At 68.7% G+C, this 21,239-nt stretch carries 17 protein-coding genes; 11 read left to right on the top strand and 6 right to left on the bottom strand.

What is annotated here, in order from left to right; all coding sequences use genetic code 11:
• Window positions 1–130: 130 nt before the first annotated feature.
• Together IEY69_RS20665 and IEY69_RS20660 are read left to right on the top strand one after the other, a co-directional pair.
• Entirely contained in the window at window positions 131–529 is a 399-nt protein-coding gene (locus IEY69_RS20665; RefSeq protein WP_229784166.1) for a transposase family protein, read from the top strand.
• Window positions 530–665: 136 nt separating this feature from the next.
• Window positions 666–992, top strand: a complete 327-nt coding sequence (locus IEY69_RS20660) for a hypothetical protein (RefSeq protein WP_189074976.1) — start codon at window positions 666–668, stop codon at window positions 990–992.
• A 167-nt stretch (window positions 993–1,159) separates the two neighbouring features.
• Here IEY69_RS20660 and IEY69_RS20655 read toward each other — a convergent pair whose 3' ends face one another.
• Together IEY69_RS20655 and IEY69_RS20650 are read right to left on the bottom strand one after the other, a co-directional pair.
• Entirely contained in the window at window positions 1,160–4,543 is a 3,384-nt protein-coding gene (locus IEY69_RS20655) for a starch-binding protein (RefSeq protein WP_189074975.1), read from the bottom strand.
• A 458-nt stretch (window positions 4,544–5,001) separates the two neighbouring features.
• Window positions 5,002–6,006, bottom strand: coding sequence for a DUF3103 family protein (locus IEY69_RS20650; protein ID WP_189074974.1), 1,005 nt, complete (start codon window positions 6,004–6,006; stop codon window positions 5,002–5,004).
• A gap of 358 nt (window positions 6,007–6,364) precedes the next feature.
• Between IEY69_RS20650 and IEY69_RS20645 the strand changes: the two genes are divergently transcribed.
• The 3 genes from IEY69_RS20645 to IEY69_RS20635 all read left to right on the top strand — a co-directional run bounded on the left by IEY69_RS20645 (window position 6,365) and on the right by IEY69_RS20635 (window position 9,990).
• Window positions 6,365–7,234, top strand: coding sequence for an alpha/beta fold hydrolase (locus IEY69_RS20645; protein WP_189074973.1), 870 nt, complete (start codon window positions 6,365–6,367; stop codon window positions 7,232–7,234).
• Window positions 7,235–7,334: 100 nt separating this feature from the next.
• Window positions 7,335–8,570 carry a PQQ-dependent sugar dehydrogenase gene (locus tag IEY69_RS20640; protein ID WP_189074972.1) on the top strand — a complete coding sequence of 412 codons (1,236 nt, stop codon included), beginning with the start codon at window positions 7,335–7,337 and terminating at the stop codon, window positions 8,568–8,570.
• Window position 8,571: 1 nt separating this feature from the next.
• Entirely contained in the window at window positions 8,572–9,990 is a 1,419-nt protein-coding gene (locus IEY69_RS20635; protein ID WP_189074971.1) for a superoxide dismutase family protein, read from the top strand.
• Between the two features lie 147 nt (window positions 9,991–10,137).
• Here the strand turns inward: IEY69_RS20635 and IEY69_RS20630 are convergent, their stop codons facing one another.
• Entirely contained in the window at window positions 10,138–11,178 is a 1,041-nt protein-coding gene (locus IEY69_RS20630) for an aldo/keto reductase (RefSeq protein WP_189074970.1), read from the bottom strand.
• Window positions 11,179–11,564: 386 nt separating this feature from the next.
• Here IEY69_RS20630 and IEY69_RS20625 point away from each other — a divergent pair, with 386 nt between their 5' ends.
• The 5 genes from IEY69_RS20625 to IEY69_RS20605 all read left to right on the top strand — a co-directional run bounded on the left by IEY69_RS20625 (window position 11,565) and on the right by IEY69_RS20605 (window position 15,850).
• On the top strand, window positions 11,565–11,999 hold the full coding sequence (locus IEY69_RS20625) for a winged helix-turn-helix transcriptional regulator (protein WP_189074969.1): 435 nt from the start codon (window positions 11,565–11,567) through the stop codon (window positions 11,997–11,999).
• A 55-nt stretch (window positions 12,000–12,054) separates the two neighbouring features.
• Entirely contained in the window at window positions 12,055–12,339 is a 285-nt protein-coding gene (locus IEY69_RS20620) for a hypothetical protein (RefSeq protein ID WP_189074968.1), read from the top strand.
• 426 nt (window positions 12,340–12,765) lie between these two features.
• Complete coding sequence (locus IEY69_RS20615; RefSeq protein WP_189074967.1) at window positions 12,766–13,788, top strand: SDR family NAD(P)-dependent oxidoreductase; 1,023 nt, start codon at window positions 12,766–12,768, stop codon at window positions 13,786–13,788.
• A 140-nt stretch (window positions 13,789–13,928) separates the two neighbouring features.
• Window positions 13,929–14,675, top strand: a complete 747-nt coding sequence (locus IEY69_RS20610) for an SRPBCC family protein (RefSeq protein ID WP_189074966.1) — start codon at window positions 13,929–13,931, stop codon at window positions 14,673–14,675.
• Complete coding sequence (locus tag IEY69_RS20605) at window positions 14,672–15,850, top strand: zinc-dependent alcohol dehydrogenase (protein WP_189074965.1); 1,179 nt, start codon at window positions 14,672–14,674, stop codon at window positions 15,848–15,850. The genes IEY69_RS20610 and IEY69_RS20605 overlap by 4 nt, the downstream gene beginning before the upstream one ends.
• A 53-nt stretch (window positions 15,851–15,903) precedes the next feature.
• On the opposite strand, the gene IEY69_RS20600 is transcribed toward IEY69_RS20605, so the two are convergent.
• From IEY69_RS20600 to IEY69_RS20590, 3 genes are all read right to left on the bottom strand, one after another.
• Window positions 15,904–18,207: an ATP-binding protein gene (locus tag IEY69_RS20600; RefSeq protein ID WP_229784164.1), complete on the bottom strand. Its 2,304-nt coding sequence runs from the start codon at window positions 18,205–18,207 to the stop codon at window positions 15,904–15,906.
• A 256-nt stretch (window positions 18,208–18,463) separates the two neighbouring features.
• On the bottom strand, window positions 18,464–19,762 hold the full coding sequence (locus tag IEY69_RS20595) for a GGDEF domain-containing protein (RefSeq protein WP_189074964.1): 1,299 nt from the start codon (window positions 19,760–19,762) through the stop codon (window positions 18,464–18,466).
• 57 nt (window positions 19,763–19,819) lie between these two features.
• The gene (locus IEY69_RS20590; RefSeq protein WP_189074963.1) at window positions 19,820–20,092 is read right to left on the bottom strand and encodes a hypothetical protein; all 273 of its coding nucleotides are present in this window, start codon (window positions 20,090–20,092) and stop codon (window positions 19,820–19,822) included.
• 644 nt (window positions 20,093–20,736) lie between these two features.
• Here IEY69_RS20590 and IEY69_RS20585 point away from each other — a divergent pair.
• The coding region (locus IEY69_RS20585; RefSeq protein ID WP_189074962.1) for a GAF domain-containing protein at window positions 20,737–21,239 on the top strand (503 nt) is incomplete at its 3' end.

Here is a 21,239-nt window from a genome sequence, read left to right as displayed (position 1 = left end):
CGTCCGGGGATAGGCCCCGGACGCTCGCATTTCAGTGGTGTCGGGCATGGTTCCAGCCAACTACCACCCCGTGTGAGCGCCCCAAAAAAAGCAGCGGCCCTGGTACAGCGGCAAGAAAAAACGACACACCTTGAAAACGCAGGTCGTGATCAACGTGGCGACACACATGATCATGTGTGTCGCCACGACCTTCGGCTCCATGCACGATCTCACGCTGTTTCGACATTCGGGCGTGCATCTCCATCCCGAGACGGCCTTGATCGGCGATGCCGGCTATCAAGGCATCTGGCGGGAACATGGCCACTCGATCACACCGCACAAGGTGACGAGGGCCAGACCGCTGACCCCCGAAGAGCGTCAGGAGAACCGAGCGCTAGCGTCAACCCGACTGCGGGTTGAGCACGTCATTCGGCGCTTGAAGATCTTTCGTGTGCTGAAGGACGTGTACCGTCACCGACGGCGGCGCTTTTCCTTACGGGTCAATCTCATCGCGGCCGTGTGCAATCACGCCATTGCGGGCACGGCGTGACTTTCGCAGGAGGTCTACTGATCCGGGACACGGCGAATCATCTGTAGAAATTCCCAAGAAGTGGTGGTACCACATAGAGAGCGATACTCTCGACATATTTTGCGCCAGTTTATCTATTGTTGTGACTGATGAATATGTGGACAAAATCCTCAATTGGCTAATCGAACAAGCTATGAAGCTGTTACGAGATATTTATCCTGATGCAGAATTAGTAATTGAGAAGATTTCCAATACTGAGGAGCCTAGCACAGGATATAAGGCAATCCTCCTTATAATTCCCGAACCACCGAGATATTGGGATGTACTCATTGTGGAAAATGGGATTGAACGCAGAGGCTCGCAGTCAAGTCATTGGCAAATGGCAGAAGTTGTTGGCGCTATGTTCGATGCAATGTTGTCTAAAATCTCACTTAGAGATTTTGTTGAATTTATCAATGAAGCAGTGTATGGAGATATCCTTTAACGAAATGATCTATTGTGGCAACCACTCAGCACAAGACGCACAATTGTGCTGAGTGGTTACTCGGGTTGAACGGTTGGCAACAACTTTCAACCCGAGGGGGAGAGAAGTGGGTTCCGATCTGTCAGCTGCACGCCAGGAATCCGCATCAGGACTCGGGAAGGTTGCGGTCATTTCAGGTACGTCAGGCCCGCGCGGTCCATCATTTTTCCGGGCGCGGGGGTCTGCGCGGTGCTCAGGACGTACACGCGCAGGTTGCCCTTGCCCGCCGCGTTCATGCTCAGCGTGCCGCCCGTGACGGTTCGGGTGTCGCCAGTCACGGCGTCCACGTACGTGCCGTTGGGAACGTTCGTGAACGTGGCGTCCCCGGACACGGCGACCAGCGCGAACGAATCGGTCGTGGCGTCCGTGTAGCGGCGCCGGAAGGCCATGGCGCTGCCGCTGACGTCCCGCGTGCTGTACTGCCCTTTCTGCAGGGCGGGCACGGCGCGGCGGATGAGGTTCAACTGCCGCACGTGCTGCGCCAGGGGCGCGTCGAGCGTCTGCCCCACGGTGCCGGTCGCGCCGCTGTACTTCCCGAAGCCGGTGGTGGTGACGGTTCCCTGGAGGGCGGCGCCGTAGTACGCGCGGCCCGTGGTGCTCAGGGGCGCGTTCGGGCCGGGGTCAATGACTTTGCCCTTCTGGAATTCGGTTTCGCTGCCGTAGAACAGTGTGGGAATACCTCGGAACGTGAACATCAGGCTGAGGTTCTCCGCCCAGACGTCCTGCCCGAGCGCGAACCGCTGGTGTTCAGGCGCGCCGTCCGGGGCGTAGTCGTGACTGTCCACGTACGTGACGTTCCAGGTGGCGTCGTTGTACGTGCTGTCCCCGCCGACGGCCACGCCGAACGCGTCGCGGGCGTTGGCGAAGTTCCAGTGCATGGGGAAGTCGATGACGTTCAGGCCGCTGGCGAGGCTGGTGTCCGGCGCGCGGTACGTGTTCCCGCTGAGCAGGTGGTTGCTGCTGCTGGGCTGCGTGGCGACGTCCAGGTTGTCGTTCCAGTTCTGCAGGGTGGCGGCCTCGTTCACGCGGCGGTCTGTGCTGCTCCAGGGGTAAGGGGCGCGGTCCTTCCAGGTGTAGAAAGGCGTGGAGACGGCAGGAATGCCGCTGTTCCACACCTGCCGGTAGCGGGTGGCGACCTCGCCGAACAGGAAGAAGTTCTTCCCGCCGCGCGCTTTGAAGGCGTCGTTGAAGACCTTGTTGAAGGTCAGGCGGGAGATGTGCTTGGTGGTGTCGATGCGGAAGGCGTCCACACCCAGGTCGATGTACGTGTTGTAGGCGTTCACGAGGTAGTTGTAAACGGTGGGGTTATCGGTGTTCAGGTCCACGCAGTCCCCGGCGATCTGGCCGGTCTGCACGGTGTAGCTCTCCCACGACAGCGACGCCTCGTGGTGATACAGGCCGCTGGGGTCGGTGCTGTCGCTTTTCATGGCGGTGATGCGCGCCTGGTACTGCTGCGCCGGGGTCATGGTGGCGTAGGTGCCCGGCAGCACGCCGGGCGGGGCGATGTTCAGGAGGTTCTGCGCGGTGTCGGGTTTGGTGGGGTCTTTCTTGAACAGTGGGAACAGGTTCTCCTCGCCGAAGTTGCTGGTGTGGTTCAGGACGATGTCCTGCACGATCTTCATGCCGCGCTTGTGCACCTCGTCGATCAGGGTCTTGAAGGTCACGCCGCTCGACAGGTAGCGCGGGTCGACCTCGCGGTGGTTGATGGCGTGGTACCCGTGGTAGTCGTACCCGCTGGCGTTCTTCACGACGGGCGTGATCCACACGGCGCTGAAGCCCAGCGCCTTGATGTAGTCGAGTTTGTCGATCAGGCCCTTGAAGTCGCCGCGCCAGCAGGTGTCACTGGCGGGATTCCCGGCCTGCGCGTCGTCCCAGCAGGCGACGTTGTTGCTGCTGTCCCCGTCGTTGAAGCGGGACGTGATCACGAAGTAGATGCTGTCCTCGCGGAAGTCCCCGGTGCGGCTGGCGACGGGCGCGGCGCTGGGCGTGGCGGTCGCCGTCACGGCGGCACTTTCCGCACCGGCTGCGTTCACGCTGACAACCTTGAAGGTGTACGCCGCGCCGTTCGTCAGGCCGGTCGCCGCGTAACTGGTGGCCGTGATGGGCGCCGTGGTCAGCAGGGTGTAGGTCGCGTCACTGCTCAGTTTGCGGTACACGCGGTGGCCGCTGACCGCGCAGCCCGCCGGGGCCGTCCAGCCCAGGAACACCTGCGTGTCGCCGGGGGCGGCGCTGAGGTTGGCTGGAGCGGGCGTGGTCGCGCAGGCGGCATTCGGGTCGGTGTCACTCCAGGTCCCGCTGGCCGGGTCGTACCAGCCTTCTTTGGCGCGGGTCAGGTCCGGGGTCTTCTGCGCGGTGTTGGCGGGGTCCACGAACAGCAGGTTGGCACTGGTCGCGCCGCTCAGGGCGTAGCGGTACCAGCCGTTCCCCTCGGCCGTCATGGCCACGCCGGGCCAGGTGGTGCTGGTGGTCGCGCCGCCCACGGCGTTCCAGTAGTGGATGTTCACGCTGCTCCAAGCCGCCGGTTTCTTGACGTGCACGGTCAGGCTGGTCGTGACGGCGGGCGTGGCCGTGGTGGTCACGCCGGTGCTCTCGGCCCCGGTGGAGTTCACGCTAACGACCTTGAAGGTGTACGCCGCGCCGTTCGTCAGGCCGGTCGCCGCGTAACTGGTGGCGGTGACCGGCGCACTGGTCAGCAGGGTGTACGCCGCGTCGCTGCTCAGCTTGCGGTACACGCGGTAGCCGCTAACCGCGCAGCCGACCGGGGCGGTCCAGGTCAGGGTCACCTGGGCGTTACCACTCTGGGCGGTCAGGGCCGTCGGGGCCGGGACGGCGCTGCACGTGGGGTTCACGTCGCTCCAGGTGCCGGTGGCGGGGTCGAACCAGCCGTCTCTCGCGCGGGTCAGGTCGGCGGTCTTCTGGGCGGTGTTCGCCGGGTTCACGAACAGCAGGTTGGTGGCCGCGGTGTCCGTGAACGAGTACCGGGACCAGCCGTTGCCTTCGTCGGTCATGGTGAGGCCGGGGAAGGTGGTGTTCGGCGTGGCGGGTGTGGACGTGACGTTCCAGTAGTGGATGTTCGCCTTGGTCCAGCCGCTCGGCCGCCTGACGTGCACGGTGAAGCCCGTGCTGGCGGGCCGGGTGGCGCTCCAGGTGCCGGTCGCGTACCAGCCTTCCGCGCTGCGGGTCAGGTCCGGGGTTTTCAGGGTGGTGTTGGTCGGGTCGACGAACAGCAGGTTGGCGCTCGTGGCGGGGATGGTGAAGGTGGACCAGCCGTCGCCGTCGTCGGTGGCGGGCACGCCGGGCCAGGTGGTGCTGACCGTGCCCGTGGCGGTGGTGGCGTTCCAGTAGTGGACATTCACGCTGCGCCAGGTGTTGGGTTTGCGGAAGTGCACGGTCAGGGTGGCGGTGGCGGCGGGCTTCAGGGTCGCCTGGGGGAACGGGGTGGGTGCGGGGGCGCAGGCACCCAGGGCCAGCGGCAGGAGGAGCAGGGCGGCGAGGGGAAGACGTCGGGGCATGGGAAACCTCCGGGTGGGCCGGTCAGCAGGAGGGCCGGATCGGGGTTCGGAGACCACAAATGGAAACGGTTCCAATGAGTGGACGACAGACCGCCCGGCACGCGCGGAGTCCCGTCGGCGGGACCGCAGTTCAGTGACTTGTGTGAAACGTCACGCATCGTGACCCGGCCACCCGTCACCACTCCAGTCCCCCCTAGACAGGCGGGCGGGGCGCCGGACCTCCAGCCGTACCCCGCCCACCCAGAGAGTCCGGGAAGGCCCCCACTGTCATCCGGCGCCCGGTCCTCTGGTCCTGACCGGCTCGCAGCAGCATCCAGATGGAGGAAGCGGTGCTCCGCCTGAATCGAGCGGATTCGCAGCGCCGCTGAACGAGCACCCGAGGAAGCAGCGATACAAGTGGCACCGAGGGGCCAGGACCGCGCCCCTCGATGCCCTTGAATACCGTGGTCCGTGCGTGGTCAGTGCGTGTACTGCTTCAGGTTGCCGAGGTTCACGGCGTCCACCGTGGTCCCCTCGAACAGGGCCTTGCGCATGGTGGTGCTGCCCAGGAAATCGTTGCTGTCGTCGATCTTGATGCCGAAGCCGTAACCGCCGACGCTGATCTCGAAGTCGAAATTCGATCCGTCCTTCTCGTACCAGTAGAAGCGCACGTCCCCGTCGGTGCAGCCGAACACCTGAATGGCGTCCAGGTAGTCACCGGGTTCGGTCACCATGGTCAACTGACCGTGCCAGCCGATACCGCTGCCCTTCACGGCCACCCAGATCTCCGCGCTGCCCTTGGTCCACGGCTCCATGTCGTCGTACAGGTCCAGCCGCACCAGTTTCACCTGATAGCAGGACTGCGCGGAGATCGACGGGCTCGGCAGCGGCGCCTGCTGCGGCACGGCGCCCGTGGCGTCCACCCGTTCGTTCACGCCCACCACCACGACCGGCACGTCCGGCGTGACCCGCCCGTCCAGCACGTGGGCGCGCCCCTGGGCGTCGTACGCGGTCACCGGGGCGTACTCGTCGCCGCCCTCGGCCGCCACGGCCACCCACGGCACGGTCCGCGCCGGGTCCCACGCCGCGCCGCGCACCGCCACCTGCAGGTTCGGAATCTGTGCGGTCAGGTCACCCAGGGCCTGGGCGCCCACCCCGGACGACAGGGCCTGAGCGAACGTGCGCCCCCCGGCCGGCAGGGGCGCGAGCGTGCGGTAGAGGACCTCGGTGTCCCCGTCGAACTTCAGCGCCGCCTGTTCGGCGATGAGGGTCCGCAGGGCCGGATCGGTCAGGGTCGCGGCGAGCTGCCGGGCGACGGTATGCAGCGCCGCGTTCGTCCGGGCCTGGGTGGCCATGACGGTCGGCGCCGCGGCGCCAGGTGTGGCCGGTGCGGATGTGGTCGGTGCGGGTGTGGTCGGCTGGTCGCAGGCGGCCAGGAGGAGGCTGAGGGTCAGGGAAACGGGAAGAAGACGGGACAGCAGCATAGGACCCCCTGGGGACGGACCCCCGAGTGCAGGACGACAGGAAGACGGGCCGACGAGGGGAGCGTACCCCAGCGCTGCCGCCGCTGGGACGCACCTGCGCATCATGAGAGCAGACTCAAGCTCCGCTTCAGACAGGCCGGGCGCACGACTGGGCCGCCGGTCAGGTGAGACCCGACCTGTGGCCTCATTGAGGATCAGCTGAGCGAAGGTTCACAAGGTGTGCGTGCACCCTGGCCAGTCGCCCACCCGGTGCCATCGTCGGAGACGTCCAGTCCTGTGTCACGGTCCGCCGTGCATCCGCCCCCTCGCCGGTGAAGCTCCCCCCAGCCGCCCTCTCCCCTGTCCCACCGAGGTCCACATGAACCGCACCCTGCTCACCCTGTCCCTCCTGCTGTCCGGCGCCGCGCTCGCCGGCGGCGCCGACACCGCCGACCGCGGCACCGTAACTGTCAACGGCTCCACCGTCTTCTACAAGGCCACCGGCGCCGGACAGCCCCTGATTCTGATCCACGGCTACCCCCTCAGTGGAGAGCTGTTCAAGAACAACCGCGATCTGCTGGCCCGGCACTTCCGGGTGATCACGGTCGACCTGCCCGGATTCGGCCTGAGCCGCGCGCCCAGCGCCGAGGCCAGCATCGAGAACTACGCCAGCACCATGCTGGGCTTCATGGACGCCCTGAAGCTCGACCGCGTGGTCGCCGGCGGCATGAGCATGGGCGGCATGACGCTGTTCCAGATGTACAAGATGGCCCCCGAGCGGTTCCGCGGGATGATCTTCATCGACACCACCGCCGATCCCAGTGGCGTCGCCGAGAAGGCCAACTGGCTGGGCACGGCGCAGCAGGCGCAGGAGAAGGGCGTGGCCAGCCTCGTCGACATCCTCATGCCACGGATGCTCACCGGCCAGAGCCGCATGACCATGCCCAATCAGGTGGCCCACCTGGGCAGTCTCGTCCGGCAGGCCAGCCTGAACGGCGCGGTGGGTGGCGCGACGGCCCTCGCCAACCGGCCGGACGCCAACCCGGTCCTGCCGACCATCCGCGTGCCGACCCTGTACCTGTTCGGCGCCGAGGACAACCTCACCCCGCCCGAGGTGGGCATGAAGATGCAGATGAACACCCCCGGCAGTCAGCTCGTGCTGATTCCCGGCGCCGGTCACGCCGCGACCTTCGAGAAGGCCGCCGCTGCCGCACAGGCCATGCGCGCCTTCGCCCTGCGCCTGCCCTGAGCGACGCGGAGCATGCGGTGAAGCGCACACCGGTTCCGCCCCCGCTGGTCCGCCCACACGGTCCCCAATGGACCGTTCCCCTTCCCGACCGAGGTTCCCGATGAAGACCCTGACCCGACTGCTGGGCGCCGCGCTGCTGAGCGGCGCCGCACTGGCCCAGACCGCCCCACCCACCCCCCGCCCCATCGCGCCCGGTGAGCCGCCCGTCACGGTCACGGCCACGCGCAACGAACCCACCCCGCTGGAATTCACGGCAGATCAACTGGCGCGGCTGAACGTCCCGGCCGGATTCACGCTCAAGGTCATGGCGACCGGCCTGGGCAACGCCCGCATGCTGCATGTCATGCCGGACGGCGGCCTGTACCTCACGCGCCGCGCGCAGGGCGACGTGTGGTACCTCAAGGACTCCAACCGGGACGGACTGATCAGCGCGACCGAACGCCGTCAGGTGGCGCAGAACCTCAAACTCGCCCACGGTCTCGATGTCCGCGACGGCAAACTGTACGTCGTGGGCGAGAAGACCATCTGGGTGATGGACATCGCCGCAAACGGCACCCTGAGCGTCCCGCGCGTCTTCGCCGACGGGTTCCCCGACGCGGGGCAGCACCCGGCGCGGACCATCAAATGGGGTCCGGACGGCTTCCTGTACGCTAGTTTCGGATCGACGAACAACGACGCCCCCACGCCCAATCCGGAAGAGGCGACCATGCTGCGCGTCAGCCCGGACGGCACCACCCGCGAAATCTACGCCCGGGGCCTGCGCCACACCATCGGCTTCGGCTGGCACCCGGTAAGCGGCGTGCTGTACGGCGCGGACCAGGGCAGCGACTGGCACGGCGACACCATCCCACCCGAGGAGCTGAACGTCATCGAGCGCGGCAAGAACTACGGCTGGCCGTTCTGTTACGGCGACCGGCAGCCCGACCCGTACGTGAACGTCGGCAATATCCCCGGCAAGGTCACCAAGGCCGAGTACTGCGCCGGCACGCAGGGCAGCGCCCTCACGTACACCGCGCACGCCGCCGCGATCGCCCTGAACTACTACACCGGCACGCAGTTCCCTGCCGAGTACCGCAACGACGCGTTCATCGCCTTCCGCGGATCGTGGAACCGCACGGAACCCAGCGGATACGAGATCGCGCGCGTCGTGTTCAATGACCAGAACCGGCCCGAACGGATCGAACCGTTCATCACCGGCTTCGTGTATCAGGACGGCGACACCTGGAAGCAGTTCGGGCGGGTGGCGGGCGTCGCCACGTACACCGACGGCAGCCTGCTGTTCACCGACGACCAGAGTGGCGTCCTGTACCGCGTCCTGTACACCGGAGGCAACTGACATGCGCACCCGACTGCACTCCGCCCTGCTCGGCGCCGCACTGCTGAGTGCCGCGGCCACCGCCGGCGGCGCGTCCACGCCCGCCCTGGCGCCCGCCTCCACGCCCCTGTCCGCCACCGCCGCACTGCGCGACCCGGCCGGTCAGGTGCTCGGCACGGCCACGTTCCAGCAGGTCGGTCCCGGCGTGCGCGTCACCGTGAACGTCAGCGGCCTGCAGCCCGGCCAGCACGGCATGCACGTTCACGAGAACGGACGCTGCACGCCCGGCGTGGACGCCGCGACGAACACCACCGTCCCGTTCGGTGGGGCCGGTGGGCACTTCGACCCGGGACAGAGCCGTAACCACGACCATCCGCAGGCCGACAACACCGTCGGGCACGGCGGCGACCTGCCCATGCTGACGGTCGGCGCGGACGGCCGCGGACAGGCGACCTTCAGCACCGACAAACTCAGCCTGACCGGTCAGGCGGGCATCCTGAACCGTTCGCTGGTCATTCACGCGCAGCCTGACGACTACCGCAGCGACCCGGCCGGCCGCAGCGGCGCCCGCGAACGCTGCGGCGTGATCACCCGCGACGCGTTCAGCGTCCGCGACTACCCGCTCCCCGGCCCACAGGACTTCCCTGAGGGCGTGGCCGTCGATGCCGCCCGCGGCGTGGCGTACACCGGCAGCGCCGCCACGGGCACCATCTACGCCGTGAATCTCGCCAGCGGCGCCGTCACCCGCTTCGCGGAAGGGGGCGGGCAGGGCCGCGCCTCCGCGCTGGGCCTGAAAGTCGACGCGCAGGGCCGCGTGTGGGCGGCCGGAGGTGCCAGCGGGACGGTCAGCGTCCTGCGGCCCGACGGGTTCCCCGTGGCGATCCTCACCACCCCGAAATCCCCGAACGCCTACGTGAACGACCTGACCCCCGCGCCGGACGGTCACGTGTACGTCACGGATTCCAGCCGGCCGGTGATCTTCCGGGTCACGCCGGACCTGAAACTCAGCGCGTGGCTGGACCTGACCGGCACGCCGATCCGCTACGCGCCCGGCATCAACCTGAACGGGATTGTCGCGACGCCCGACGGGCGGGCGCTGCTGACCGTGCAGCTGAACACCGGGGACCTGTGGCGCATTGATCTGCGCACCCGCGCGGTCACGCGAGTCATGACCGGCCTGACCCGCGGCGACGGCCTGCTGCTCGACGGACGCACGCTGTACGTGGTCCGAAACGCCGAACAGGTCGTCACCAAGGTCACGCTGAACGCCGACTCCACCCGCGGCACGGTCGTCGCCGAGGAGCCCCTGATGGGCCTGCGCTTCCCCACGACCCTGGCGGCCATCGGCCGTGACCTGATCGTCGTGCAGGGCCAGCTGAACAAACTGCAGGGCGGCATCCCGGAAACGCCATTCCGCCTGACCCGGTTCCCGAAGTTCTGACAGCGGTTGTCACAGCAGAGTTCAGAGGTCTTGAGGGTAGCCCTCAAGACCTCTGAATCGAGCGAAGCGAGCATCTGAGCAGGACAGCGGGTGGACGCGGAGTTGAGGGGCGTGCCGCTGGCCCTTCAACGGAACTGAACGGCGCTGTCAGCGCCAGCCCTGGATGGACGGACCCCCAAATACGGCGCGCTTCATGACATCCCAGGTGCCGTGGGCGCCGCCAGGGGTGCTGGCCTCGTTCAGCTGATCCAGGTGCGCTGGCGTGAGCGTCACCGAGAGGGACACCAGGTGATCGGTCAGCTGCCCGGTGTGCCGGGCGCCGACGATGGGTGACGTGACGCCCGGCTGATGACGCAGCCACGCGAGCGCGACCCGGGCGGGTGGTTCGCCCAGGTCGGCCGAGACGGCCCGGAGTGCGTCCAGGACTCGCCAGTTGTGCGGCGTGAATTTCGAGTCGCCGAAGGGGTTGGCTCCGCTGAGGCGGCCCTGACCGGCGGGGCCGGCGTCCTCCTGGCGGTAGGTGCCGGTCAGGAACCCGCCGGCCAGTGGACTCCACGGCACGACGCCCAGCCCCAGTGCGCGCGCGGCGGGCACGTGTTCAAGCTCGGCGGTGCGGTCCACCAGGGAGTACTGCAGTTGCACGGCGACCGGTCCAGGGAGACCATGCACCTGCGCGAGGGTCGCGACGCGGGTCATCAGCCACGCGGGCACGTTCGACAGGCCGTAATACCGGATGGTGCCGGCGTGCACCAGGGCCGACAGGCTGCTGAGGATCTCCTCGGCAGGGGTCACGCCGTCCCAGGCGTGCAGCCAGTACAGGTCGATGTGATCGGTGCCGAGGCGGCGCAGGGAGCCGCCGAGCGCGCGGTGGAGGTTCTGGCGGCCGTTGCCGCTGGCGTTGGGGTTGCCGCGCTGGCCGCTGAAGGAGAACTTGGTGGCGAGGACGACGTGGTCGCGCAGACCGCGCTCCCGGATGAGCTGCCCGGTCAGTTCCTCGCTGCGTCCGGCGGCGTACACGTCGGCCGTGTCGATCCAGTTGCCGCCGGCGTCCACGTACTGATCGAAGACGGCGGCGGCCTGCTCATCGCTGGAGCCCCAGCGGGGCGTTCCGAACGTCATGGTGCCGAGCGCGAAGGGGCTCACGATCAGGCCGGAGCGGCCCAGGGACCGGTCGGCGGTCAGGGTCACGGCGACCCCGCGGCGCGCGCCGGAGCGGAGCCTAAAGGGGTCTTCACAGCAGAGTTCAGAGGTCTTGAGGGTATCCCTCGATCCCTCTGAATCGACCGAAGCGAGTACCTGAGAAAAACCGTGGTTGGAAGTGGAATGGAAGGGCGTGCTGTTGGCTCCAGGGTGGAACTGAACACCGCTGTCACGGGCCGGTGAGTGGCCTGGGCGGGATCATGGCGGCGCTGGTCGTTCGGTGTGGGAGCGGCGGCGGGGACGGGGTGGGGTGGGATCTGGTCGCGCATGCTGGACTCCTCGAGCCGGGTTGGGATCACCGAACTGCTTTTATTTTACAACCAGTTGCATGGAGCTCGGCACGGTGCCACCATGCCAGCCGTGAGGACGCCGCCATGACTGCAGACCGGACCCGCTCGGGCTGCCCGGTCAGCCTGGGACTCGACCTGTTCGGGGACCGCTGGACCCTGCTGATCATCCGCGACCTGATGTTTGGCGGCAAACGTCACTTCCGCGAACTGCTGAGCTCCGCCGAGGGCATCTCCTCCAACGTCCTGGCCGACCGCCTCCAGATGCTCGTGGCCAGCGGTCTCATCAGCCGCAGCGGCGACCAGACCCACCGCCAGAAAGTCATCTACCGCCTGACCCAGCAGGGCATCGACCTGCTGCCCATCCTGCTGGAGATCACCCGCTGGAGCCTCAAGTACCGTCCGGTCAGCGACGACGACCGGCGCGCCGCCGCCGCCGCTCCTGCAGACCAGCGTGAACTCGACCGACTGACCGCCAAACTGACCCGCGAGCACCTCGGCGACCCGGCGCCGGTCTCCTGAGTCACAATCCCCCGTGGGTCCTATTCCTCGACCGGAGGAACTGGTAGCGTCATGGATGCTTGAATTGCAAGGAACGTATACGGCGCTGCCCAACAAGCGCCTCGTGATTGTCGCCGCACCGGCCGTACCGGCCACCGGCGTGTGGGCGCAGGACATCCAGACCCTGAGTGACGCGTGCGAGGCCTCCGGCGGCTGCGAGGTCCGCTTCCGCTCCCCCTTCGGCCCGATGGCGGGCATGATCAAGGAAAAAGTCGCCATGAAAGACCGCCGCCGGTCCTTTGAAGGGTACGTGTGGTTCGTGCGCTCCGACGCGCAGGCCGCCACGCCCCTCACGTCCTGACGGCAGGATTCAGAGGTCTGGAGGTGCACCCTCCAGACCTCTGAATCCTGTGGAGTCGCCGAGCGGCCCAGCCGAGCGAACCCCTGAGCAGGTCCGCAGTTGGACGCGGCGCCCCGAGGCGGGGTGGCCCCAGGGTGAACGTGAACACTGCGGCGCGCACCGACGGGCCGCGAGCCGGAGAGAAGCTGAGCCCACGGGACACCTGATTCCCACGCCGGGCAGCACGCCGAGGCAGGAGCGCGCCTTCGCGTCCTGCGCGATTCTCGCCCCGCCGGGACCACCGGCCCGCGAGGGTCAGGTGGGGCGGCGTTTCTTCCGCCCGGTGTGAACGGAGGATGGGACGGTCCTTTACCGTGTTGCGGTGCTGGCGTTGTCCTGCACTTCACGCAGCAGACCGGTCCGTGCGGGGACGGTCACACTGCGGGCATGCGACTTCCGAAACGACTGCTTCTGACGGCGGCGGTGGGGGCGGTGGCGGCCCGCCGCGCCCTGCGCGCGCCCTACGACCTGACGGGCCGCGCGGCCCTGATTACCGGCGGGTCGCGCGGGCTGGGGCTGGCGCTGGCCCACGAGCTGCTGGAGCGCGGTGCGAACGTGACCCTGATGGCCCGTACCGCCGCCGACCTGGAGCGCGCCCGGGAGCGCCTGAACGCGGGCACGCGGGTGCAGGTGGTCGTGGGGGACGTGACGAGCGGAGCGGACCTGGACCGCGCTGTGCAGGAGACGGTCCGGGCGCACGGGCGGCTGGACGTGCTCGTGAACAACGCGGGGCTCATTCAGGTGGGACCGCTGGCGGACATGACCGAGGCCGACTTCAGGTCCATCCTGGAGGTCAACGCCCTGGCGCCCCTGCGCCTGACGCTCGCGGCGCGCCCACACCTGCGGGGCGGCGGGCGGGTGCTGATCGTGTCGTCGGTGGGGGGGCGGGTGGCGGTGCCGCATCTGGCGCCGTACTCGGTGAGCAAGTTCGCGTCGGCGGGGCTGGGTCAGGCGCTGCGCTCGGAGCTGGCGCGCGAGGGCATCACGGTGACGACGGTGCTGCCGGGCCTGATGCGCACCGGGAGTCCCATGAACGCCAGCGTGAAGGGCCGCCACGCGCAGGAGTACGCGTGGTTCGCCACGGCGGACACCCTGCCGGTGGTGTCGCTGGATGCGCGGGAGGCGGCGCGGCGGATCGTGAACGCCCTGGTGCGGGGGGACGCGGAGACGATGGTGGGCGGCCCGGCGTGGCTGCTGCGCGTGGGGCAGGCGCTGGCGCCGCAGCTCACGGCGGACCTGATGGCCCTGACGAATCGGTTGCTACCCGCCCCGGCGGGCGCGGACGTCACGCGGGCGGGCCGGGACGTGGAGGGCCCCGTCACTCAGGGAAATCCCATCAAGCGCGCGGCGGAAGCGGAGTTCAACCAGCGCGGAGCGCACGGGCAGCGCCGCAGCGGCGACCTGAACTGAGCCTTGAGGGGACGGTCACACGGTGCGCCGACGCGCAATGTGCCGGGCCGCCCCGGGGTGGACTGGCCCCTCAGCTCCCGCGTGCCCTGCGTCCGTCTCCCTTTCCTGCCGCGCCCGCGCGCCACTTCCGGAGGTTCCCCATGAGCAAAGACCGACCCACCCCCCCACCCGAAACGAGCCCCCCAACCACCGAACCTCAGACCGACGCGGCCGGGCAGCTCCCGGCGCTGGAACGGTCCGTGATGGGCAGCGTGGGCATGGCCCTGATGGGCGCAGGGCTGCGCAGCGCCCGGCCCCTGCAGAAGATCGTGCTGGGCAGCGTGGGCGCCGGGCTGGCCGCCATGGCCGCCACGGGCCGCAACCCGCTGGCGACGGCGCTTAAGATCCGGCAGACGCCGCAGGGCGAGGTGCTCGTCAGTGACGCGGTCACCATCGGCAAGCCAGCGGATGACCTGTACCGCGTGTGGCGTGATCTGGCGGGCCTGCCCCGGCTGATGACGCACCTCAAGGCGGTGGAGGTGCTCGACGAGCGCCGGTCCCACTGGACGGTCGAGGCGCCCACCGGGACGGTCAGCTGGGAGGCGGCACTCACGGCGGACGAGCCGGGCCGCCGGATCGCCTGGGCGGCCCTGCCGGGCGCGGCGGTCGAGAACCACGGCGAGGTGCTGTTCCGCCCCGCGCCGGGTGACCGGGGCACCGAGGTCGCCGTGCGCCTCGCGTACCGGCCGCCGGGCGGGTCGGCCGGGGCGATCGCCGCGCGGCTGTTCGGCGAGGAGCCCGCGCAGCAGCTGCGGGACGACCTGATGCGTTTCAAGCGTGAGCAGGAACTGGGCTTTGCGCCCACCACCGAAGGCCAGAGCAGCGCCCGCGCCGGGGGGCAGGCGTGAAGGCCATCGTCTGGCAGGGCACCAACAAGGTGGGCGTGGAGACCGTCCCCGATCCCACACTTCTTCTTCCCACCGACGCGATCGTGAAAATCACGTCCACCGCCATCTGCGGGTCGGACCTGCACCTGCTCGACGGCGTGATTCCCAGCATGGAGAAGGGCGACATCCTGGGGCACGAGTTCATGGGCGAGGTCGTGGAGGTCGGCCGGGACGTACGGCGCCTGAAGGTGGGTGACCGGGTGGTCGTGCCGTTCAACATCTCCTGCGGCGTGTGCGATCCGTGCCGCCGGGGCCTGTTCAGCGCGTGCGACAACTCCAACCCGAACCACCGCATGGCCGAGGCGCTGTACGGCGGCGTGAGCGGCGGCGGGCTGTTCGGGTACTCGCACATGTACGGCGGGTACGCGGGCGGGCAGGCGCAGTACGTGCGGGTGCCGTTCGCGGACGTGGGCCCGCACAAGATCGAGTCGGATCTGCGTGACGAGCAGGTGCTGTTCCTGACCGACATCTTCCCCACCGGGTATCAGGCCGCCGAGAACTGCGGCATCGTGCCGGGCCGGGACGTGGTGGCGGTGTTCGGGGCGGGCCCGGTCGGGCAGTTCGCGGCCCGCAGCGCCCAGATGCTCGGGGCGGCGCACGTGATCGTGATCGACCGGGTGCCCGAGCGGCTGGCGATGGCCGAGTCGGCCGGATGTCAGGTCATCAACTACGAGCAGGAGGACGTCCTGATCGCGCTGCGCGAGGCGACCGGCGGGCGCGGGCCGGACCACGTGATCGACGCGGTGGGCATGGAAGCGCACGGGCACGGCCCCGGCGCGCTAGTCGACACCGCCAAGCAGCGCCTGAAACTCAGTTTCGACCGCATCACGGCCCTGCGCTGGGCGCTGCTCAGCTGCGCCAAAGGCGGCACGGTCAGCCTGCCCGGCGTATACGGCGGCCTGATCGACAAGGTTCCGATGGGCGCGGCCTTCGCCAAGGGCCTGACCTTCAGGATGGGGCAGACGCACACGCACCGGCACATCGCGCCGCTGCTGTCGCGCATCGAGGCGGGCGAGATCGACCCGAGCTTCGTGATCACGCACCGCGCCTCGCTGGACGACGCCCCGGAGCTGTACAAGACCTTCCGGGACAAGCAGGGCGGCTGCATCAAGGTCGTCCTGAACCCCTGGGCCTGAGTGAACTCACCTGCCCCCGCCGGTGACGACCGGGGGCAGGCGGCGCCCCGGGCTTACTCGGCGCGGCGCAGCGGCGTCTTTGGCAGGGTGAACCCGAACGTGGCGCCCTGTCCCTCCTGACCGTCTGCGCTGACCTGCCCGCCGTGGCGCGCCACGATCCGTTTCACCGTGGCCACCCCCACGCCCGTGCCCGCGAACTCGTGCTGCGTGTGCAGCCGCTGAAACGCCCCGAAGAGCTTTCCGGCATACGCCTGATCGAAGCCTACGCCGGTGTCCTGCACGAAGACCGCCCAATCCCGCTCCCGTTCCTCCGCCCAGATCCGCACCGTCAGGGGACGGCCCGGGTCGGCGAACTTCAGGGCGTTGCTCAGCAGGTTGGTCATGACCTGTTGCAGCGTCCCCGGGTCGGCCGGGACGGTTGGCAGGACGCCGACGTCCCAGGTGGGGTCCGCCTCCGGGAATTCGAGCTGGGCGTCCTGCTGGGCCTGCTCGACCACGCTCAGCAGCTGGAGTGGCCGGACCTCCAGCGTGGCGCGTCCCATCCGGGACAGAACCAGCATGGCGTCGATCATGGTCGTCATCCGCTCGGCGGCCTGGGAGACGATCTCCAGGTGTCGGGTGACCTTGTCCAGTTGCTGCTGCTTCAGGGCCTTCACCGCCAGGTCCGTGAAGCCCTTGACGTGCCGGACGGGCGTCCGCAGATCATGCGACGCGCTGTACGCGAAGGCTTCCAGTTCCTGATTCGCGAGCCGCAGTTCGCTGTTCGACCGGGCAAGCTCTTCGACGCCCTGCGCCCGTTCCAGCACCAGGCCCAGGCTGTAGATCGCCGTTTCCAGGACCGCGCGGTCCACGGGCGTCCAGACGCGCTGATCGAACAGCCCGATGGCCAGCATGCCCACCGGTTGCCCGTACACGGACACCCGGAAGGCCGTGGCGGCATGCACGTGCCGGATCATGTCGGCGGGCGTGTCCGCCCCCTGCGCGTAGTTATCCTGGTACTTGGGCCGTCCGGTCTGCCAGGTGGACTGCAGTGCCGGGGCGTCCAGGGGCAGGCCGTGCTCGTCGACCAGCCGCTGAAGGTCGGGATTTCCGATGTCACCCACCTGGGACTTCAGGCTCCAGTGATCGGCGGCCTGTTCCCAGTACAGGGCGTAGCCGGGGGTCAGCAGGGAGAGCATGATCTCCTGGGCACGCCGCACCAGCGCGTAGCGGTCCGTCTCTCCTGAGAGGTCGCGGGACAGGACCGCGAAGGCTTCGAGCGCCTGCGTGCGCATCTCGGCTTCATCCCGCTCCTGCTGGGCCTTCTGGGCCGCGGCGAGCCGGTCGTACAGCAACGTGAAGCTCCGCCCCAGCGCCAGCACGAGGCCACGCTGGGCGTCCGTCCAGGGCGCCTCGGTCGGGAGGGCGGCGCTCAGGACAGCCGTGACGGTGCCCTGCTGCACGACGGGGAACACCGCGACGCTGTGGTACTGCGCGGTGTGCGCGACGCCCTGCTCCTCTTCCGTCCAGCCGTTCAGGAACACCGGCTGGCGGGTGGCGGCCGTCTGCGCCATGATCGGCGTGTCCAGGGGCAGCCCGCGCTGCAGGACCGCCAGGAGGTCAGCGGGAAGAGCAGCCGACCAGCTGAGCGGCATCCAGGCCGAGTCGGCCCTGGCGTAGACCACGGCCGTGACGCCAGGAAGGATGGCGCCGAGGGTGCTCATCGCGAGTTGTCCGAGTTCATCGACGGTCTGGGTGTGGCTGGCCGCCTCGGCGAACGTCACGAAGGCGCGGGAGGCGGCCCGTTCCGCTTCGAGTTCGGCCGTACGTGAACGCAGTTGACGCTGGGCCCCCTGGCCGTCAAGCCGGTCGATCAACGCGGCGCGGTCGAAGGCCAGGGCAATCTGCGTGGTGACCGTGGTGAGCCACCGCACTTCTTCGGGCGTGACGTGGTGGGGGCCGCCGAAGTCCAGGATGACGACCCCCAGGACCCGCGTGTCCAGCAGCAGCGGCAGGAGCGCCGTGACCGCCGGAGCGCCCCTGGCGTCAGGCTCGGGACTGGGGTCGGTGGCGCCGGTGTCGGGGCGCTGCTCGACCAGCAGCGCCTCACGCCGGGTCAGCACGTCACCCACCGGGGTTCCGGGCCTCACGGGACCAGCTGGCCAGAGGGGGTTCACGCCCAGGCCCTGCGGGGCCCGGACGGTCAGGGGCGTGGTGTCGGCGTCCACCAGCAGGATGGTCGCGGTCACGGCTCTCAGCGCGGAGCGGATGGCAGTGAGGGCAGCGTCGACCGTGGCGGCCTCGGTGCGGGCCGCCGCCAGGGTTTCGGTGAGGCGGTGCAGGATCCGGGGCGCGGTCTCGGCGAACGTCTCACTCACAGGGGTTGAAGTATACGGGCCGGTGCGACCGGCCGCTGTGACCGGTGGGCCGACCGGGCGTCCTTCAGGAATCAGCCGGCGCACGGGGCGGGACATGGAACACGCCGGGGACTGCACGTGGCCAGGACACGCGGCCCCGTGGGAGGGCGTGCTCTTGGCCCCAGGGTGGAACTGAAAACCGCTCTGTACGCTGCACGGCGCTTGACGGGTCACGCCGCGTCTCACCTGTGGCCCCCGCCCCCCACCGCTCGCCTCCTCAGTCTGATTTCTCGCGCTTCACGCGGTACATCTCGTGGTCGGCCCGTTCCAGCGCCGCTTCCACGTCCAGGTCCTCATCGCACACGACGGCGGCCCCGATACTCACTCCGACCCGCACGTCCAGGCCACTCAGGCGGTACGGGGCGCTGACGACGCGGTCCAGGTGAGCGGTCATACCGCTGACCGCCGCCTCGCCGGAGACCGTGATCGCCACGACGAACTCGTCCCCGCCCAGCCGACCGACCGCGTCGGTCGGCCGGACTGTGTCTCGCAGTCGCCGGGCCACCTCCTGCAGCAGGTCGTCCCCAACGGCATGACCGTACGAGTCGTTGACCTGCTTGAACCCATCCAGATCCAGGAACAGCACCACGTGACATCCAGGCCGGCGTCTCATGTCGCTGAGACGGGTGAGCCAGGCGTTGCGGCTCAGGAGGCCAGTCCATTCGTCGTGCTGCGCCAGGTAGGCCAGATGCTCGTTGGCGCCCCGCAGCGCCGCTTCCTGCTCCCGGGCAGCCGTGACGTCCCGGTCCATGCCGAGAATGAGTTCCTGGCCGCCCACGGTCACGACGCTGGAACTGCTGGCCACGTGCAGGAGGTGGCCCCCACGGTGCCGGTGCGTTCCCCGGCCATACGCACCGTCCGGATGGTTCCGGATCCAGTTCAGGAAGTGCGCGCCGCGCCGCGCCATCAGGTCGTCGTCGTGCAGCAGATCGATGGACTGGCCGATCAGGTCCTGCGGTTCGTAGCCGTTCATGCGCGCGAAGGCCGGGTTGCACCGCACGATGCGCCAGGGCACGGCCGGATCGTGCGGGTCGATCAGGACCACGCCGTCCGCGGAGTGCTGAAACAACGTGCGGAACAGCGTTTCACTGTCTTCCAGCGCCTGGCGGGCCCGGCGTTCCTCCGTGACGTCGATGCCGGTGCACACGACCAGCTCGATCGCGCCGGTCTCGTCGTGGAGGCAGCTCGCCATCCAGCGAATGAACCGCACGTCGCCCTGCGGGGTCCGCCACGTGGTCTCGGAGGTGCCAGGCGGAACGCCCGGCGCGATCTGACGGAACAGCGCCTCGGCGCGCGCAGCTTCCACCGGATCAAGCACGAGCGGCCAGAGGAACTGTCCCTGTACCTCGGCCTCCTGACGGCCGGACAGGCGCTCGCAGGTGGGGTTGAAGCGGATGATCCGTCCGGTGCGGTCCAGGATGAGCACGAGCGCATCGGTGATGTCGAAGGCGACGGTGGTGACGCGCTGAAGGTGACGGGCGAGAAGGGCGCCGGGCTCCCTGTGAGCAGAGGGCATCCTTCAGCGTACCCGGTGGGGGGCCGGGTGTCTGGCCTCAGAACGGGTGCGCCCCCGTCAGCCGGACTGCTGGGCGGCCTGCAGGGCGGCGCGCGCCGTGTCCGGGTCGGCCACCTGGTAGGTGCCGCGCCCAGTGCGCTCGAGAGCAATCACCTCACCGCCTTTGAGGGTCAGGGTCTGACCGTACACGGAGGTGCGGATGGATTTCTCCTTGTATGGTGCGCCCCGCTGCTGCAGGACGCGGTACACGTCCGACGCACGAAACGGCACCTCGCCCGCGGCGTGCAGGGCGAGCATCACCTCGAGGATCAGCGTGTGGCTGTGCATCACGCCCACGAGTGTACGCGCGGTCAGCGGCCGGAGTGACCCCCGTCAGGTGGGTCGGCGCCGCAACGGATGACCTGACGGAGGTCACCCGGCCAGCCTGCGGGACGCGGGCCGCGGCCCATGCAGTGCCGGGAGCCGGGACCGGTGAGGATCGGCGGCGGCCGCCCACTGGCACGGACGGGTCAGGCGCGGCATGTGGAACCGTTCGCTGAGCGTGCCTCAGAGCGGTGTTCAGTTTCACCCCGGGGCCAACAGCACGCCCTTCCATTCCACTTCCAACCACGGTCGTTCTCAGGTGCTCGCTTCGCCCGATTCAGAGGGATCGAGGGCTACCCTCAAGACCTCTGAACTCTGCTGTCAGTTCGCCCGCACCCCAGTGCCGCTGAGGAAACAGGCGACCGGTGGGCCGAAGAGCCTGATCGCCCCGGAGCAGCAGGGAGTCGCCACTCAGCGGGACCAGCCGGCTGATGCTGGGTCGGGGCGGCCAGACCACCACTGCCGGTCGTGGACGCCGATCCGCAGGCACGGAGGGAGGAGCCGTGCGCGAAACGCAATGAATCTCCCCACTGACAGGCCGTAAGGTAGTGACCATCCGCCCACCTGACACGGTTTCCGTCCGACCCAGTCCCACCTCGTGAGGTGATCCCATGAGTGCAGCGCCCACCCCCTCCGATGAAGCCGCGCGCCTGCTCGATCTGGCGCGGTACCGCGTGCTCGACACCGATCGGGAAGACCCGTTCAACCGCATCACCCGGCTCGCCGCGCGCCTGCTGCGCACGCCCGTCGCCGTTCTCAACTTCGTTGATCAGTACCGGCAGTGGGGCAAAGCCATGGTCGGCCTGACCGACACCGAGGCGCCCCGGGAACACTCCTTCTGCGCCTGGACGATCAACGGGGACGAGCCGTTCGTGGTCGAGGATGCCCGGACGGATCCCCGCTTTCATGACAACCCCATGGTCACGGGTGAGCCCCGCATCTGCATGTACGCGGGCGCGCCGCTTCTCACTCCGGCCGGTCACCGGATCGGCACGCTGTGCGTGACGGATGACCGCCCACATCCGCTGTCCAGTGAAGACCTGCACAGTCTGCAGGACCTGGCGGCTCTGGCCATGCAGGAACTCGAATTGCGTCGCCTGCTTCTGGACGCCGC

The sequence above is a fragment of the Deinococcus sedimenti genome, from assembly GCF_014648135.1.
Taxonomy (GTDB): domain Bacteria; phylum Deinococcota; class Deinococci; order Deinococcales; family Deinococcaceae; genus Deinococcus; species Deinococcus sedimenti.
Note: the sequence above shows the minus strand (reverse complement) of the source record. Positions and strands in the feature narration are given on the sequence as shown.